The organism is Jeotgalicoccus saudimassiliensis, assembly GCF_000756715.1.
Lineage (GTDB): Bacteria > Bacillota > Bacilli > Staphylococcales > Salinicoccaceae > Jeotgalicoccus > Jeotgalicoccus saudimassiliensis.
The window spans coordinates 1,976,197-1,992,650 of sequence record NZ_CCSE01000001.1 but is presented as its reverse complement, the minus strand read 5'-3'; the positions used below and the strand labels follow the sequence as shown (position 1 = coordinate 1,992,650).

18 protein-coding genes are annotated in these 16,454 nt (G+C 42.0%); 2 read left to right on the top strand and 16 right to left on the bottom strand.

Going from position 1 to position 16,454, the window contains the following annotated elements:
- Positions 1 to 39 precede the first annotated feature (39 nt).
- The 15 genes from RZ44_RS09925 to RZ44_RS09855 form a co-directional block, all read right to left on the bottom strand.
- Positions 40 to 2,181 (bottom strand): Tex family protein, encoded by a 2,142-nt coding sequence (locus RZ44_RS09925; protein WP_035810937.1) that lies wholly within the window; start codon positions 2,179 to 2,181, stop codon positions 40 to 42.
- A 60-nt stretch (positions 2,182 to 2,241) separates the two neighbouring features.
- A complete protein-coding gene (gene sigB / locus RZ44_RS09920; RefSeq protein ID WP_035810935.1) occupies positions 2,242 to 3,021 on the bottom strand; it encodes an RNA polymerase sigma factor SigB in 780 nt (259 codons plus the stop codon).
- Positions 2,999 to 3,472 (bottom strand): anti-sigma B factor RsbW, encoded by a 474-nt coding sequence (gene rsbW / locus RZ44_RS09915; RefSeq protein ID WP_035810933.1) that lies wholly within the window; start codon positions 3,470 to 3,472, stop codon positions 2,999 to 3,001. The genes sigB and rsbW overlap by 23 nt, the downstream gene beginning before the upstream one ends.
- A 3-nt stretch (positions 3,473 to 3,475) precedes the next feature.
- Positions 3,476 to 3,802, bottom strand: coding sequence for an STAS domain-containing protein (locus RZ44_RS09910; protein ID WP_035810931.1), 327 nt, complete (start codon positions 3,800 to 3,802; stop codon positions 3,476 to 3,478).
- An 80-nt stretch (positions 3,803 to 3,882) separates the two neighbouring features.
- Positions 3,883 to 4,902, bottom strand: coding sequence for a SpoIIE family protein phosphatase (locus RZ44_RS09905; protein ID WP_052108968.1), 1,020 nt, complete (start codon positions 4,900 to 4,902; stop codon positions 3,883 to 3,885).
- A gap of 46 nt (positions 4,903 to 4,948) precedes the next feature.
- On the bottom strand, positions 4,949 to 5,326 hold the full coding sequence (locus RZ44_RS09900) for a type II toxin-antitoxin system PemK/MazF family toxin (RefSeq protein WP_035810929.1): 378 nt from the start codon (positions 5,324 to 5,326) through the stop codon (positions 4,949 to 4,951).
- Positions 5,327 to 5,512: a hypothetical protein gene (locus RZ44_RS09895; protein WP_035810928.1), complete on the bottom strand. Its 186-nt coding sequence runs from the start codon at positions 5,510 to 5,512 to the stop codon at positions 5,327 to 5,329.
- A gap of 79 nt (positions 5,513 to 5,591) precedes the next feature.
- On the bottom strand, positions 5,592 to 6,743 hold the full coding sequence (gene alr, locus RZ44_RS09890) for an alanine racemase (RefSeq protein ID WP_035810925.1): 1,152 nt from the start codon (positions 6,741 to 6,743) through the stop codon (positions 5,592 to 5,594).
- Entirely contained in the window at positions 6,740 to 7,093 is a 354-nt protein-coding gene (gene acpS, locus RZ44_RS09885) for a holo-ACP synthase (protein ID WP_035810922.1), read from the bottom strand. Before acpS ends, alr begins: the two co-directional genes overlap by 4 nt.
- Positions 7,090 to 7,572 (bottom strand): PH domain-containing protein, encoded by a 483-nt coding sequence (locus tag RZ44_RS09880; RefSeq protein WP_035810919.1) that lies wholly within the window; start codon positions 7,570 to 7,572, stop codon positions 7,090 to 7,092. The genes acpS and RZ44_RS09880 overlap by 4 nt, the downstream gene beginning before the upstream one ends.
- Positions 7,517 to 9,094 carry a PH domain-containing protein gene (locus RZ44_RS09875; RefSeq protein WP_035810916.1) on the bottom strand — a complete coding sequence of 526 codons (1,578 nt, stop codon included), beginning with the start codon at positions 9,092 to 9,094 and terminating at the stop codon, positions 7,517 to 7,519. The genes RZ44_RS09880 and RZ44_RS09875 overlap by 56 nt, the downstream gene beginning before the upstream one ends.
- Positions 9,087 to 9,551, bottom strand: a complete 465-nt coding sequence (locus RZ44_RS09870; RefSeq protein ID WP_035810913.1) for a PH domain-containing protein — start codon at positions 9,549 to 9,551, stop codon at positions 9,087 to 9,089. Before RZ44_RS09870 ends, RZ44_RS09875 begins: the two co-directional genes overlap by 8 nt.
- Before the next feature lie 98 nt (positions 9,552 to 9,649).
- Positions 9,650 to 11,152: a DEAD/DEAH box helicase gene (locus RZ44_RS09865; RefSeq protein ID WP_035810911.1), complete on the bottom strand. Its 1,503-nt coding sequence runs from the start codon at positions 11,150 to 11,152 to the stop codon at positions 9,650 to 9,652.
- A 66-nt stretch (positions 11,153 to 11,218) separates the two neighbouring features.
- Positions 11,219 to 11,932, bottom strand: coding sequence for an alpha/beta hydrolase (locus RZ44_RS09860; RefSeq protein WP_231856262.1), 714 nt, complete (start codon positions 11,930 to 11,932; stop codon positions 11,219 to 11,221).
- Complete coding sequence (locus tag RZ44_RS09855; RefSeq protein WP_035810909.1) at positions 11,919 to 13,271, bottom strand: UDP-N-acetylmuramoyl-tripeptide--D-alanyl-D-alanine ligase; 1,353 nt, start codon at positions 13,269 to 13,271, stop codon at positions 11,919 to 11,921. The genes RZ44_RS09860 and RZ44_RS09855 overlap by 14 nt, the downstream gene beginning before the upstream one ends.
- Positions 13,272 to 13,365: 94 nt before the next feature.
- Here RZ44_RS09855 and RZ44_RS09850 point away from each other — a divergent pair, with 94 nt between their 5' ends.
- Complete coding sequence (locus tag RZ44_RS09850; RefSeq protein WP_035810907.1) at positions 13,366 to 14,553, top strand: FtsW/RodA/SpoVE family cell cycle protein; 1,188 nt, start codon at positions 13,366 to 13,368, stop codon at positions 14,551 to 14,553.
- A 43-nt stretch (positions 14,554 to 14,596) separates the two neighbouring features.
- Here RZ44_RS09850 and RZ44_RS11345 read toward each other — a convergent pair whose 3' ends face one another.
- A complete protein-coding gene (locus tag RZ44_RS11345) occupies positions 14,597 to 14,746 on the bottom strand; it encodes an Lmo0850 family protein (protein ID WP_169516118.1) in 150 nt (49 codons plus the stop codon).
- Positions 14,747 to 14,868: 122 nt separating this feature from the next.
- Here RZ44_RS11345 and cls point away from each other — a divergent pair, with 122 nt between their 5' ends.
- Positions 14,869 to 16,353: a cardiolipin synthase gene (gene cls / locus RZ44_RS09845; RefSeq protein WP_052108966.1), complete on the top strand. Its 1,485-nt coding sequence runs from the start codon at positions 14,869 to 14,871 to the stop codon at positions 16,351 to 16,353.
- Positions 16,354 to 16,454: the final 101 nt, after the last annotated feature.

Genomic DNA, 16,454 nt, shown 5'->3' with positions numbered 1-16,454 from the left:
ATATAAAAAAGGAAACGACCCGGTCGTTTCCTTTTTTATTTATATATTTTTCATCGTCAGTGATATTCTGTTTTTCTGAACATCGACATCCATTACTTTAACTTCAACAATATCCCCTGTATTCACTACTTCCAGCGGATGTTTTACAAAGCGGTTCGAAATTTGGGACACGTGAACCAGTCCGTCCTGCTTCACACCGACATCCACAAAGGCACCAAAGTCAGTAACATTTCTGACAGTGCCCGATAAAGTCATACCGGCTTTTAAATCTTCAATTCCAAGGACATCAGATTTCAGTAAGGGTGTATCGTACTTATCACGTATATCTCTCATCGGTGCTTTCAGGCTTGAGATAATATCTTCCAGTGTCGGAATTCCGATATTCAGCATTTCTGCAGTCTCTTTAATATTTAATGCGTCGAGTTTTTCACTCATTACATTTTCACCGAGATTATCAATTGTTAAACCGAGAGTCTCAATAAGCTTATATGTGTTTTTATACTGCTCCGGGTGAATCGGTGTCACGTCCAGCGGTTCCTTCCCGTTAAATATTCGGAGGAATCCGACACACTGTTCGTATGTTTTATCTCCGAGACGTGCAACTTTCTTCAGTTCACTTCTCTTTTTAAATCCGCCGTTCTCTTCTCTGAACGCCACGATGTTTTTACTGATTACAGGTGATAATCCCGCTACATGCTGCAGCAGTGTTGTCGATGCAGTATTTAAGTTTACACCCACCTGGTTCACAGCTGTTTCCACGACGAAATTTAATGATTCTGTCAGGAATTTTTGGTTAATATCATGCTGGTACTGACCCACACCTATAGATTTCGGATCAATTTTAACCAGTTCGCTCAGCGGATCGTGAACACGTCTTGCAATCGACACCGCGCTTCTCTCCTCAACATTAAAGTCGGGAAACTCTTCCCGCGCGATTTCCGATGCAGAATATACACTTGCACCCGCTTCGTTAACGATGATATAAGGAATCTCCAGTTTTTCTTCTTTAATCAGTTCACCGATAAACTCCTCTGATTCTCTCGATGCTGTGCCGTTCCCTATCGCGATTAAAGACACATCATGTTTCTTAATCATTTTCAGAATAACCGATTTTGCAGTTTCTTTTTTGTTTACCGGTTTATGAGGATATATAACATCCTTCGCAAGATACGAACCCGTATCATTAATTACAGCAAGTTTACATCCTGTACGGTACGCCGGATCCAGTCCGAGAATCACTCTGCCTTTAAGCGGCGGCTGTAACAGGAGACGCTTTAAGTTCTCTTCAAACACCATAACGGCATGTTTTTCACTTGTTTCTGTTAAATCCGCACGTACTTCTCTTTCAAGTGACGGCAGAATCAGACGCTTCATACTGTCTTCAATTGCTGCTGTCATCAGTTCTTTCGTCTTCGCGTGTTCATCGATGACTTCTTTCTTTAAGTATTTCACAATTCTTTCAGTATCGTGGGACAGTTTAACAGTCAGAACTTTTAATGCTTCACCCCTGTTTAAAGCGAGCACTCTGTGCGGCACAATGTTTTTAATTCTTTCTGCATATTCGTAATACATTTCAAAGACACCCTGCTCGTCATCAGCATTCTTCTTCACTGCAGAGACGATTTCTGAAGTATCTTTAATTATTTTTAAAATGTACAAACGGTATCGGGGATTATCCGACACAATTTCTGCAATAATATCCTGTGCACCTTTAATTGCCATTTCTACTGAAGTAACCTCTTCAGTTAAATACTCGCGAGCCTTTGTTTCTATGTCGCGGTGCTTACCTGCTAAAATAATTTTCGCAAGCGGCTCGAGGCCAAGACGTTTCGCTTCGGTCGCACGTGTTTTCTTCTTTTGCTTAAACGGACGGTACAAATCTTCTACACGGCTTTGTTTCGTCTGCTTTAAAATATCCTGGTGCAGTTCATCTGTCAGCATCCCCTGCTCATCTATAAGACGGATTACCTCTTCCTTACGCTTATTCAGATTTTCCAGGTACAGATATTTCGTTTCAATTTCCTTAATTGTTACTTCATCCAGGCCGCCTGTCTGTTCTTTGCGATAACGCGCGATAAAAGGCACAGTATTTTTTTCTGCCAGTAATTCCAGTACTTTCTCTATATGTCTTTTATTAATTTTCATCTCAGTTGCAATTTCTTTAACAAGTTCGTGTGTCATAATATGTACTCCCCTAATAATAAGAGCCCAATCTGCATCAGACCGGGCCCGTTTATAAATTTATTCAGCTTCCTTAACGGCTTCTCTCAGTTTCTTAATTGCAGAACGCTGCAGTCTTGAAACATGCATCTGACTTAAACCGATTTTTTCACCGGTTTCTTTCTGGCTCAGACCGTCAATGAATGTGGATTTTATAATTTCCTGTTCCCTGTCACTTAAAATAGGCAGGACTTTTTCTAAAATCATCCGCTTCTCAGCCAGGTCATAATTGTCATCCTGCTGTCCCATAACATCGAGCAGCGTTACTGTCGAACCATCTTTATCCGCTTCGATTGAATGATCGACACTGAGTGCGTTATAACTCTGCCCCATTTCCATCGCTTCCAGCACTTCTTCTTCAGTTACTTCGAGCTCAATTGCAAGTTCCTGAATTGTCGGTGATCTTTCGAGTTTATTAGTCAGTGCATCTGTCGTATTTTTAATTCTCGGTCCGAGTTCCTTAATGCGTCTCGGTACGTGAACACTCCATGTTTTGTCACGCAGATACCGTTTAATTTCACCGACGACTGTCGGCACTAAAAAAACTTCGAACCTGCGTTCAAACGAAGTATCAAAACGTCTGATGGCACCTAATAATCCCAGCATCCCGACCTGTACCAAATCTTCATGATGCGACTGTCCCCGGGAATATCTGTAAGCAAGCGACTCCACAAGCTTCGTATAGTTTTCCACCAGTTCGCTCTGAGCGATATCATCTTCGCTTTCCTGATATCGTTTAATCAACTCGTTTACTTCCTCAGGAGGCAGTCCGTAATTCTTATTGCGAGATTGTTTCTCCATTCGGGTGCACCTGACTTTCGTTAATATACTTCGTCATACTGATTGTTACACCAGGTTCTTTTCTGAAGGATACTTTGTCCATCAGCGTTTCGATAAGGAACAGGCCAAGCCCTCCTTCTCTGAGGTAGTCGATATTATCATCCTCGTTATACGGGCCAAGCTCTTCTTTAATCTGTTCATAATCAAAGCTTTGTCCGTTATCCGAAACAATTACTTCCACCTTGTCGCTGTAGACTGCAAATCCTACTAAAATTTCACCCTGCTCATTATCTTTGTAAGCATGTTTAACTGCATTTGTTACAGCTTCCGATACTGCAATTTTAGAATCCTCAATATCATCATAGGTCGCTCCCGCTCTCGATAATACACCTGAAAGCGTTAAACGGATCAGACCTACGTATTCTGCACTTGCCGGAAACTTCATTTCTATAAAATCATATTGTGGCATCATTCTTCAGTCGACCTCCGACTTCTTATTAACGTACATTAAGTCACGTAATCCCGTGATTTCAAAAAGTTTTAAAATTCTATCGTTAACTCCGAGTACATGGAGTTCCTTGTCATGCTTATTAAGATCTTTCAGAGTCCCTACGAAAATGCCGAGGCCTGTGGAATCCATATAACTCAATTCACTTAAATCGACAATCAGGTCATGTTCGCCTGCTGCCGCGACCGGTTCAAACACTTTCTTTAATTCCGGCGCAGTATATACATCCAGCTCTCCGCTGACACTTACTAAATATTCCCCGCCGTTTTCCGTAGCGTCTATTTTTATATTCATAACTATGTATGCACTCCAATCACTTAATTCGTAAATTTTATACTTTAATATTTCTACCCTGAATCGGGATGTTTAAAACTTTAATTATCACTTTTATTTTTAATAATAAACATCGTTAAGTCATCTTTGTAATTCTGGTTGCGCATACGTGTCAGCGCTTCGTAAATATACTGCACGATATCCTGCGGATGCTGGTCCCGCGCTTCGCGGATCATCTCTTTAATATCTTCCATATTAATAAATGTTCCGTCATGTTTTCTAAGCTCGGATACACCGTCGGTAAAAATGAACAGCATATCGTTTTTCTCGAGTTTCGTGGATACTTCTTCATACTCTGTATCCCTCATGACTCCGAGTACAAGACCTTTGCCGTCCAGTTCTTCAAATTCATCTTCCTCATAATGATAAAGGAAAGCCGGTTCATGCCCTGCGCTTGAAAAACAGAGCGACTGATCATTGAAATCGTAAAGACCGTAAAACATCGTCACGAACATATTTTTGTTTACGTTTTTCTCGACGAGCTCATTCAGGCGCTTCAATGATTTTGACGGCGGACTGGACGATGATGTAAGGTCCATCCCGAATTTCAGCATCGACATCGCAATCGCAGCCGGTATACCTTTACCGATAACGTCCGCAACTGCAAACGTCATCTTGCCGTCATTGTGTTCAATAATGTTAAAGTAGTCACCGCTCACTTTTCTGGCCGGCACACTGATTGCACCAAGCTCGACATTTTCAATCGCAGGTATCGCAGTTTTTAACATCGTCTCCTGCAGACTTGCAGCGACATCCATCTCCTGGTCATGACGCTCCATCTTATTAAGCATCGCTTTGTAGTCCTTATATGTAAATCCAAACCGGATCATTATTTCCTGCAGCACATCGAGAGATGCTTTGACTTCTTCGTATTCCGTCAGCGGAATTGCACTGACCAGTTCAATGTGGAGTGCGACCATCTCATCCGGTGAAACATCGAGATCAATCGCTTTTTCACTGAAATCGTGAGCCGTGCCTGCAAGTTCATCTTCATTGCCTGATTTTATGTATTCAACTACCAGACTTTTATATTCATCTACCATGTCATCTATGTACGTCATAATAAAAACACCTCCATCTTCAAAATAGACTTTTGTAAACAAAAGTCTATTTTCTGTTTGTCTTATTCTTTTTTCGTTTCTTTTTCGGTTCAAGTTCCAGACTGACTTTTAATGCTTCATTCACTTCGCGCATTTTATCCTCGTCCAGATATGTAAGTTTTTCCTGTAACCTGGTCTTATCGACCGTTCGAATTTGCTCAAGCAGTATTACCGAGTCCATATCCAGTTTGTAAGCTTCCTTTGATATTTCAACATGTGTAGGTATCTTCGCTTTGTTTATTTTCCCAGTAATGGCTGCAACAATCACAGTCGGACTGTGACGGTTACCAACATTATTTTGGATAATAACAACGGGACGCTTGCCCCCCTGTTCTGAACCCTGCACAGGTGAAAGATCTGCCAGATAAACTTCTCCTCTTTTCATCTATTCACCATCTTTACTGTCGTTACATGCTGCAAACTCACGTTCCGTAACAGAAATGCCGGTACGGTAAGCTTCGCTCTCTGCATAAAAGCCTTCCCGTGCGATTAACAGGTTAATCTCCGCCATTTCAATGTAACCATTTACCAATGCTTTTTCGAACTCTTTACTTACAGATGAATCAGACAAAACAGTCAGCTCCATATAAATCAATTATTGAATTAATCATAACATTTGAGCGATTTTGTTGCTATTAATCGAATGTACTTCAGTTAATTACTTCGTTATAGATTTCCTCAATATCTTTGCCCGTGTAGCGGCGGGGAATACGGCGGCCGAAAGTACAGAGCGATTCGTATGAAATAGTGTCAGCGTATTCACTGTAACTTTCCAACGACTGCCCCGACTCTTCTGAATCATCAATTATCCTAACTCTTTGTCCGGCATCAGTGTGTTCTGGAACTCTGATCATCAGTGCATCCATGCAGATAGTCCCGACGATTTCACAGTCGGTACCACCTTCTAATTTTACTGTATACCCATTATGACGCCTTAATAACCCATCAGCATAGCCAATCGGCAATGTTGCGACAGTTTCTTTTTCCGGAGCCGTATATTTTTTACCATAGCTGATACTTTCCCCGGCTTCGAGATGATGAACAGCTGAGACTTCAGTTGTCAGTTTAACCGCCGGTGTCAGCTCAACAGTTGTTTCCATCGCTGTCCAGCTGCTTGGATAATAGCCGTACAGTGCGATACCTGTGCGGACTGCAGTCGTATAATCTTCTTTCAGTGTCAGTGCACCGCCGGAATTGGAAATATGGACATACTCCGGCCGTTCGACTTCATCCACAATACTTTTAAAAAGTTCAAACTGTCCGGCAGTGACATCGTTATCTTCATCACTCGAAGTAAAGTGGCTGAATATCCCTTCGTATATAAAACGGTCGAAACTATTAATCTCTTTAATCATCGCTTTGATTTCATCGATATCCGAAGTACCGTACCGGTTCATCCCCGTATTGACTTTGATGTGCATCCACACTTCCTTGTCATACGTTTCATTCACTGCTGCTTTCGCCGCTTTTAGCCATTTAAGACCGGGTGCTGTGACTGCAATACGGTGCTGAATTGCTTTATTAATATGTTCCGGGTCCACCGTGCCGAGTACGAGAATCTTCTGCTTAATACCGTGCATGCGTAAGTCAATCGCTTCATCCAGCGTTGCCACTGCAAAAAATGTAACGCCTGCGCCCGCAAGATGTTCGCTGACAGATTTCGCCCCAAGTCCGTAGGCATTCGCTTTAACGACGGCAATCAGAGTTTTTTCGGGATTGATTCCCTGTACTGCTCTGTAGTTCTTTTCAATAGCCCCGAGGTTTACATCGAGCACTGTATTTCTGTAATACTTATCGCTCATTCCTTTGCCTCCTCAATAATAACTGTTGCAACCGCATAGTCCTGTGAGTGCGATATCGACACATGCGCGTTCGGCACATTCGACAGCGACGGTTTGCCGAGCGCATCGTTAACACAGTTAATATCATTAAAGCTCACTGCACTGCCGATTCCTGTACCCAGCGCTTTACTGTATGCTTCCTTTACAGCAAAACGCCCTGCAAGGTATGTGGTTTTACGTTCCTCACTTTTAATACTGTTATAATGATTCATCTCATCAGGAGTCAGTATTCTTTTTGCCAGGCGGTCATCTTTATTCACTTTTTGAACACGTGAGATTTCTATAATATCCGTTCCGAGACCTGTGATCATAATGTTCCCTCTTTTTGAATAATGATATTTTTATTTATCAGTTCACGGATATCATGACGAAGCTGATCCGCTTTATCGTTTTCGAGCTCCGGTATATACAGCTTCTCTGCAGATGTCTGCAGGGATATACCTTTTAAATTCATACGTCTCATAATCGGACCGACCGTTGTATCGATGTTCTGTACACGGTACAGCGGTACAGCCGTTTCCATTTTAAACCAGATACCGCTGTGGATCCGGATCTCATCTTCCAGCACTTTGTATCTGAAATACTTGTAGCGGAGTTTCGGAATAATCCATGCATGAACGATGAGTATATAAATTACAGCTGCCAGCGGCACCAGGAATACCCACCACGGGATAAAATCCAAAAAGATTTGAGCAATCCCGATTGCCGCTGCAATCAGCGCCCATATCCCGGCATTAATACATTCCCTGATTCTCCACAGTTTGATCGCTTTCGGTGAAATCCGCTTCATCGTCATGCCCCCTTTCTATAAATGTCCAGATTGTATCTATATCGTGTTTTTCGATAAATTTAATTTCCGCCGATGAACTTGCAATTCCACCGGGTGTCGATATTTCAATATGTCCGAGATCCGCACGGTGTAAGAACGGATTGCGTCTGTATGTGGTATCGATAATTTTATCGCGCTTGATTGCAAAATGACGGCGTGTAAAGAATGATGCTGTCATCAAATTAATTTCATCTTTATAAATTGCATAGCCCACATTTTTCGCACTGTATATGCCGCTGGCTATAAGCAGTATGATAATAATTGCCGCAGCAATATAAATGTAAAGCATAAACTTCTCACCGTGGAAAAAATACGCTGCTGTTCCGACGGCTGTAACAAAAATCAGCAGTGTAATTTGGAAATAGCGGCGAATTGCACGAAACGGCACGACCTGCTTTGGCACTTCCATATGGTAGTTTGGAAAAACATCCCCAATAATACTGTAAAGTTCTTTCTTTTTAATGAAAGGCAGCAGCTGTATTTTTCCATCAATCTGATCGGACTCCAGTGAATCACTCGTAATCGATACCGACAGTGCATAGTAGCCGATTAGCCGTCTCAGGAGACTGTCGGAAATAATAACGTTCTGTACTCTGTTAATATTGACGCTTTTATTCTTTTTAGAGAATAAGCCGTAGTCAACAGTCAGGTCGTCACCGCTCTGTTTCAATGTGTAATCGTAATTACGCACCATAATAATAATGGTTCCGATAATATAACCGATTACGACGAACAGCAGTGAACTCAGCACGATGCCTAAAACGATACTTCTGACCAGACTGCTGAAATACTCAAAATAGTTCTCTATCAGAATTTCTCCGCCGACAATGTTCAGAATACCAAAGAATATCGCTGCAAAGACACCGAGCCCTCCGCTTGTCATCGCCATTAAAACAAGTTCTTTCGTATTCATTTTCTTCAACGTCGTAAATTCGCGCACAGCAGGTTTCGGAGCAGTTTCAAGTGCTGATTCTCTCGGCCACGGACTTGAATCCCCCGTATTAACTGAAATATCTTCAGATTCGATATCCTGCTGTTCTTCGTATATCATCTTTTGAATCTCTTCTGCCTGGGATTTTTTTATCGTGTCGATTTTAATACCGTCACCCGGCGTTAATATATCCAGCTGTACAGCACCGAAAAGACGGTGGAAAAACGGCTGGTTAAAGTCTATGGACTGGATGCGTTTAATATCCAGTTCTTTTTCATTTCTTGTCAGTATGCCTTTTTTATATATAAATTTATTGTTCTCAATCCAAAATCTCGTGCGGTAAATATTGATCATATCGGTACCTGTAAAGAGAATAAAAACAAGAGCCAGTATACCCGCACCGCTGAACAGCATCCACGGACTGATCGAACCGGAGAACAGTTCTTCCCGCATATTAAAGAAGATAAGGATTGCCGGGAAGAACATCGTTTTAATACCTTTAACAACACTTCCCGCATATGCGATTTTATGCAGCTTTTGAGGACTATACATCTGTATTTTCCTCCTTTACGATATCAATGATTGCTGTTTTTAGATTCCTTGCTTCATCAATTTGGAGCGGCGGCATGTTTATGCCGAGACCCGCCGTTTTAATTCGGACCGCCGCAAGGTCATACTTTCTCGACAGAGGGCCTGTTTTAAACTCAACACCCTGAGCTCTTTTTATCGGGATCATCTGTGTTTTTACTGTAAAAAATCCCTGTCTGACTATAATTCTGTCTGCAAGCAGTTCGTATGATGTTACTTTTGTGTAAATCAATGGCCGCAGGAAAACATATCCGGCGAGCTCCAGTACGAGCAGTCCGGCAAAAATATAATACAGCCATACCGGCCATGAAAAGAAATGCACAGCGATGCCGGCAGCTGCAAATATAAGAATACTGGTTACCCATATTAATAATGCTTTTACCGTCATATACGGTCTGACGTGTTTGTTCAACTCTATCATAAGCAACCCTTCCAACTGTTAGTTTAACTCTATGATACAACACTCAGAAAACATAAAAAAGCATTCACTTGTAAAGTGAATGCTCTCTTAATTCATTATTATTTCTGGTGATCTTTAAACACGCGGCCCTGTTTGCTTGTGCGTCCGCCTGACGGTTTACCGCCGTGACGTTTGCCGCCGTTTCTTTGTGGTCTGCCGCCGTCGCGACCGCGTCTGTTGCCGCCTCTTTGACCGCCTTTATTATAGTTCGATTTACCTCTGCGCCCGCCGTGACCCTTGCGAGAAAGTGGTTTTTCAAATGACAGCTGAATGTTGTCATCTTCTTTGGCATACAGAAGTTCGTTTACTAACGCTGCAATAACTTCGCGTGACTCATGAGTTTTCATTAACCCGTCAGCCACTTCGAAAGTATGCTGATTTTTATTATCAGCTAACCATGCACCGATTTTTTCAAATACTTCGTTTTCACGAGCTTTTTCTACTTCTTTTTTGCTTGGTGGACGAAGTGTAAGGATTGGTTTCTTCTTGTCTCTTTCAATCTGACGCAGGAAGTCCATCTCTACAGGGTTGACGAATGTTAACGCCATTCCTTCTTTACCGGCACGTCCGGTACGTCCAATACGGTGTGTATACGACTCAGTATCCTGTGGAATATCGAAGTTGTACACATGTGATACACCTGAAATATCCAAGCCTCTTGCAGCTACGTCAGTAGCTACTAAAATGTCTAATGAATTATTCTTGAATTTCTTAAGCACTTCAAGACGTTTAGATTGAGTAATATCTCCATGTAAACCTTCCGCACGGTAACCTTTTGCAATCAGTGCACTTGTTAATTCGTCAACGCGGCGTTTTGTACGGCCGAAGACGATTGCAAGTTCAGGCTGGTGAACATCAAGGAATGATGTAAATACAGATAGTTTTTCCAGCTCTTTAACAATTGTATAAAATTCATCGATTAGCGGGTCGGAATTGTTTTGGTTCATCGTTTTAACGATGTGAGGTTTGTCCATGAAACGCGTTACTAAATCCTGGATTGCCCGAGGCATTGTAGCTGAAAATAGAAGTGTGTGACGGTTGTCTTCCGGTACTTTGCTCATGATGAACTTAACATCATCGATGAAGCCCATGTTCATCATTTCGTCCGCTTCGTCCAGTACAAGTGTGTGAACATCCTGTAACTTCAATGTGCGGCGGTTGATGTGGTCGATCATACGACCCGGTGTACCCACAATGATTTCGGGTTGTCTTTTAAGGTCTTTAATTTGACGGTCTATGCTCATACCGCCGAAAATAACTGCAGTAGCTAATTTCTTTCTCTTAGAAAATGATTTAATTTGTTCGCTGACCTGAACTGCTAATTCTCTCGTCGGCGTTAATATAACAACTTGAGTGCCTGCACCTTTAGTTGTATTTTCTATAATCGGGATACCAAATGCACCGGTTTTACCGGTACCTGTCTGAGCCTGACCGATGATATCTTTGCGCTCTAATGCTAAGGGGATACTCTCCACTTGGATTGGGGTTGGTTCTGTGAACCCCATATCAGTTAGTGACTGAATTGTATCATCACTAATACCTAATTCTTTAAAAATCTTCAAACTTTAGTCTCCTTTGACTATTTCATTTCTCGCATGTACAACTTCTCTATAGTAACACTTAACACTTTAATCCACAAGATATTTTAATTCTATGTCAAGAAATAAAAATCTCTCGACGAGAATGTTCAGTTCCAGCTGTTTGTCTTCTGCGAACATAATCAGGTGGGGTGTGTGCTCCATCAGAACAAGTTTTGCCTGCGGGATTTTCTTTGCCGCTTCAATGCTTGTCTCGTAAGGTACAAGCAGATCAATCCTGCCGTGAATGAGAAGTGTGTCGCATTTAATACTTTCCAGCTCGCCGGTTTTCTTATCGACAATTTTAATGAATTCTTTCATCGCTCTGATAGGAATGTTCTTCAGTCTCGGTCTCAATTTCGACACCAGATTCATTTTTAAATGGTCATTTACCTCTTCAGGTGACAGCTTAAGCCTGTGCAGTCTGCTTAATCTCGTATGATCGAATGCCGGTGCAATTAACACCAGCTTATCGACTTTATAGTTTTGGGCGATAAAGCCCGCGAACACACCGCCCATTGAAAAACCGATGACGTATATTTTATCGGTGCGTGCTGCCAGGTTGAAATACGCCTTTTCCGCTTCACGGTACCAGTCATCGCCGGCAGCTGCTGCTAAATTAAGCGTTGTGCCATGACCGGGATACTGGGGGAATTCATATTCAAAGTCATAGCGTTTTTTTAAATACCTGAATGCCGGCTCCAGCTCAAATCTGCCGCCCGTATAGCCGTGTAAAAAAAGTATTCCGATTTTAGATATCGTCAATCACCCTCTCCACAGCCATGCCGCGCGATCCTTTCAGCAGAATTACCGTGTCTTCATTGAAGTGCTGCTGAACTTTTGTTTTAAGTTCTTCCATCGATGACGTATGCTCTTTTTCTTCGGCAGTTAAAACATTATGAATATATTCCGCCCCGTCACCGAACGTATAAATTTTCGTAAACTGATATTTTCCTTCATTAATAAAGTGTGCCACATCTTCGTGAAGTTCCTGTTTGTAATCTCCGAGTTCCAGAATATCCGCCAGCACGAGAATTTTACTCTTGTGTGACATTCGGCCTACTGTATCCACAGCACTGATCATACTCGCTTTTGATGCGTTGTATGCATCGTTGACAATCAGCGTACCACTCGGGTGTGTCACGCGTTCCATTCTCATGCTTGTCACTTCAAGCTGTGCGAGATTTTCTGCCGCTTCTTTCGGAGATACACCGAGCGCCTCCCCCGCCATTACAGCGAGTGAAGCATTCAATGCGTTGTGAATACCAAGCTGCGGAATGTCGAACTGTACATTTTTAAATGTGAAGTGTGTGCCGTTATCGTCTTCAGTCACTTTACTGATTGTACAGTCATTGGAGTCAAGCATCCCCGCTGTATGAATATCATATGCTGTATCCTTTTGTACAATGGCCTCAAGCAGTGGATAATCCTTAGAATAAATAAACGTGCCGTCACCTTTTAAATGATCCACAATTTCGTATTTTGCCCTGGCTATGTTCTCGCGCGAACCGAGCATTTCTATATGGGATTCTCCGACACTTGTAATAACTGCAACATCCGGCTCCGCCATTCTGCTCAGGAAATTAATGTCCCCCATTCTATCCATACCCATTTCCAGTATAGATATTTCAGTATCTTCTTCCAATTGTAAAATAGTCAGAGGCATACCGATTTCATTATTGAAGTTCCCCTGTGTTTTCTGAACTTTAAATTTTGAACTTAGGACGCATTCCAGCATGTCTTTTGTCGTTGTTTTACCATTGGATCCTGTAACAGCAATAACCGCAGGATCTACAATTTTTAAATATGCTTCTGCGATATTCTGCAGTGCTTCCAGTCCGTCTGCAACGTGGATAACCGGATAATCCGCATTTTCTTCATCCCGTTCGCTGAGTGTTACACCTGCTCCTTTTGAGAATGCCATGTCGATAAATCTGTGGCCGTCTGCATTTTCCCCTTTAAAAGGTATAAACACATTCCCCTCTTCTATAGTACGTGTATCAATTGACACGCCTTTGATTACGTTTGTTTTTATCTCCGCTGCACGGCTGTTCATCGTACCTCCTGCAAATTTCGCAATTTGTTCGATTGTCGCTTTTATCATAATTTTTCATCCTAAATATTTGTATTTACTGTTTATAATTATAAATTAGTTGTATACTAAATGTCATGATTTCAATATGAATTAGGTGACTTTCTTGAGTAATAATAAATATACACGTCAAAATTCAAACTTCTTTGCACGTATCGACTGGATTCTTATTATTCTGATCCTGCTCCTCGCTGCAATCAGCGTGGTGTCAATCAGCTCGGCGATGACCAGCGGCCAGTACGGCACTGACTTCAGTACACGTCAGATGGCATTTTACGGTCTCGGATTTCTGCTGGCGTCAGGCCTGATGCTCATCCCGTTTAAACTGATTAAAAGTTATACGTGGGCTTTGTACATACTCGGTGTGCTGAGCCTTGTAATTTTATATATTGCACCCGTGTCATCGGTCACACCGATTATTAACGGTGCGAAAAGCTGGTATCAATTCGGTTTTTTCAGTATCCAGCCGTCCGAGTTCGTAAAGATTATTTATATTTTAACGATGGCTTACGTTATCAGCCAGCATAACAAATATAAACTGACGAATACATTATCGATGGATCTCCGTCTGCTGCTAAAGCTGATTTTGATTTCCATTCTGCCGATGCTTTTCATCCTGCTGCAGAACGACCTCGGAACGATGCTTGTAATGCTTGCTATTTTTCTCGGTCTTGTCGTTGTGTCAGGTATCAGCTGGTGGCTGATTATCCCGACGCTCTCAGTCGCAGCATCGACCGGTCTTGCATTAATTCTCGGTATATTATACCGTCCGGACCTGCTCGAACGTTATCTCGGTATTCATCCTTACCAGTTCGAACGTATATATTCGTGGATTACACCGGAAGACTTCCAGTCAGACAGCGGTTTCCAGCTGACCAACTCACTGATCGCAATCGGTTCCGGCGGAATTACCGGTAAAGGATACACAGAAGGTATTATTTACATTCCGGAAAACCATACCGATTTTATCTTTACGATTATCGGTGAGGAATTCGGCTTCATGGGTTCAACTGTCGTAATTATCGTATTGTTTATGCTTGTGATGCATTTAATCCGCATGGCATTTATGGCCACAGACAGCTTTGCTGCATATTTCATTATCGGCTACCTGTCACTGCTCGTCTTCCATATTATTCAGAATATCGGTATGACGATACAGCTGCTGCCGATTACAGGACTGCCGCTGCCGTTTATAAGTTACGGGGGAAGCGGACTGTGGTCCAATATGCTTGCTGTCGGTATCATGCTCAGTATGTATTTCCATCATCTCAGTAAAGGTGCCAAAAACATATAAAAACTGCTGAAAAGGGATTATTCCCTCCTCAGCAGTTTTTATTTTAAATATTATTTTCTTTCAGTCTGAGCTGATCTTTATTTGCTATGCGATTCATAATTTCAAACCTTGATTTGGAAACCGTCACCTTAACACCGAGTTCATGCAGCATCTGGACAACTTCTTTTACTTTGCTTTTGTCGTTTTTGCGCATATTGACACTCCCTTTTTCCAGTTAACTCCATTGTACTTGTTTATGCTATAATTATCTATACTTTTCAGATATTAAATATTACAGACTTAAAAACTTTTAAACTTCAAAGAAGGTGGGCGCCTATGCAGATACCAATTTTGGATATTTACATGACGGAGGCATCGTTAATAACTATCATTACCGTCATTCTTTTTCTAATTAACTTCCTGCTTGCAGGCGGTCTTGTATTTCTCGAACGTCGAAGCGCACAGAGCGTCTGGGCATGGATTTTAGTGCTCTTCTTTCTGCCGATTGCCGGCTTCATGCTCTACATGCTTTTCGGCAGAACAATATACCGTCAGGAACTCTTTAAACTGGATGAGGACGATAAAGTCGGGCTTGAGCACCTCGTCAGTGAACAGCTGGAGGAAATCACTCATAACAGGCTGTCATTTACTAACCCGACTGCAGAAAAACATAAAAAAATGATACACATGCTCCTTTATAACAATCAGTCATTCGTTACAAGCAACAACGACGTAACGACTTATACCGATATGCATAAAAAATTCAATCAGATGCTGAAAGATATTGAAGCTGCAAAAGACCATATTCATTTCCAGTATTATATTTTTAAACTGGATAACATCGGTACAGAGTTATACAGAGCGCTGTTAAAGAAACAAAAAGAAGGCGTCTCGGTGCGTATTTTATACGATGACATCGGCTCCCGGTCTTTATCGCTTAGAAACTTTGACGATATACGGCACGCAGGCGGCCTCGTAGAAGCATTTTTCCCGAGCAAGCTGCCCTTAATTAACCCGCGGATTAATAACCGCAATCACCGGAAGATTGTCGTTATCGACGGTAAAATCGGATATATCGGCGGTGCCAATGTCGGTGATGAGTATCTTGGACGCGATCCGAAGATGGGAGAATGGCGCGACACTCATCTCCGTATCGAAGGTAATGCTGTGAAGTCTCTCCAGCTCCGCTTCATGCTGGACTGGAACTCTCACGACACCCGCAACAACATGCAGCACGAGGATCACTATTTCCCGGAAATCTCATCAGTCGGACAGACGACGATGCAGATCGCATCGAGCGGACCGGATGAAGATTACCAGCAGATTAAATATGGTTATCTGAAGATGATATATAATGCGAAAAAATCGATACACATTCAGTCCCCCTACTTCATTCCCGACCAGTCGATGATGGAGGCACTGCGTATTGTGATATTGTCCGGAGTCAGAGTAAAAATTATGATTCCAAGTTTCCCCGATCACCCGTTCGTCTACTGGGCTACTTATTCCAACGTCGGCTCCCTGATGAAAATGGGTGCTGAAGTTTACATGTATCAGCCCGGTTTCCTGCATCAGAAAGTATTCGTCATCGATGATGAAGTTCTGTCAATCGGGACGACAAATATTGATAACCGAAGCTTTATTTTAAACTTTGAAGTCAATGCATTTATTTATGATGAAGAAGAAGCGGTTAAGCAGCGTAAAATATTTGAAGCTGATATTAAACACTGTGAAATGCTCACGGAAGAAAAATATGAAACCCGCGGCCTGTGGATTAAGTTAAAAGAAGGGCTCGCAAATTTAATATCACCGATTTTGTAAGTTTGAACATCTCTCCTGAAGCTTTTAAGAGCTCCGGGAGATTTTTCTTTCACATAAAAAAGAGCGGAATCCAATAGGATTCCGCTCTTAAAAACTGATAT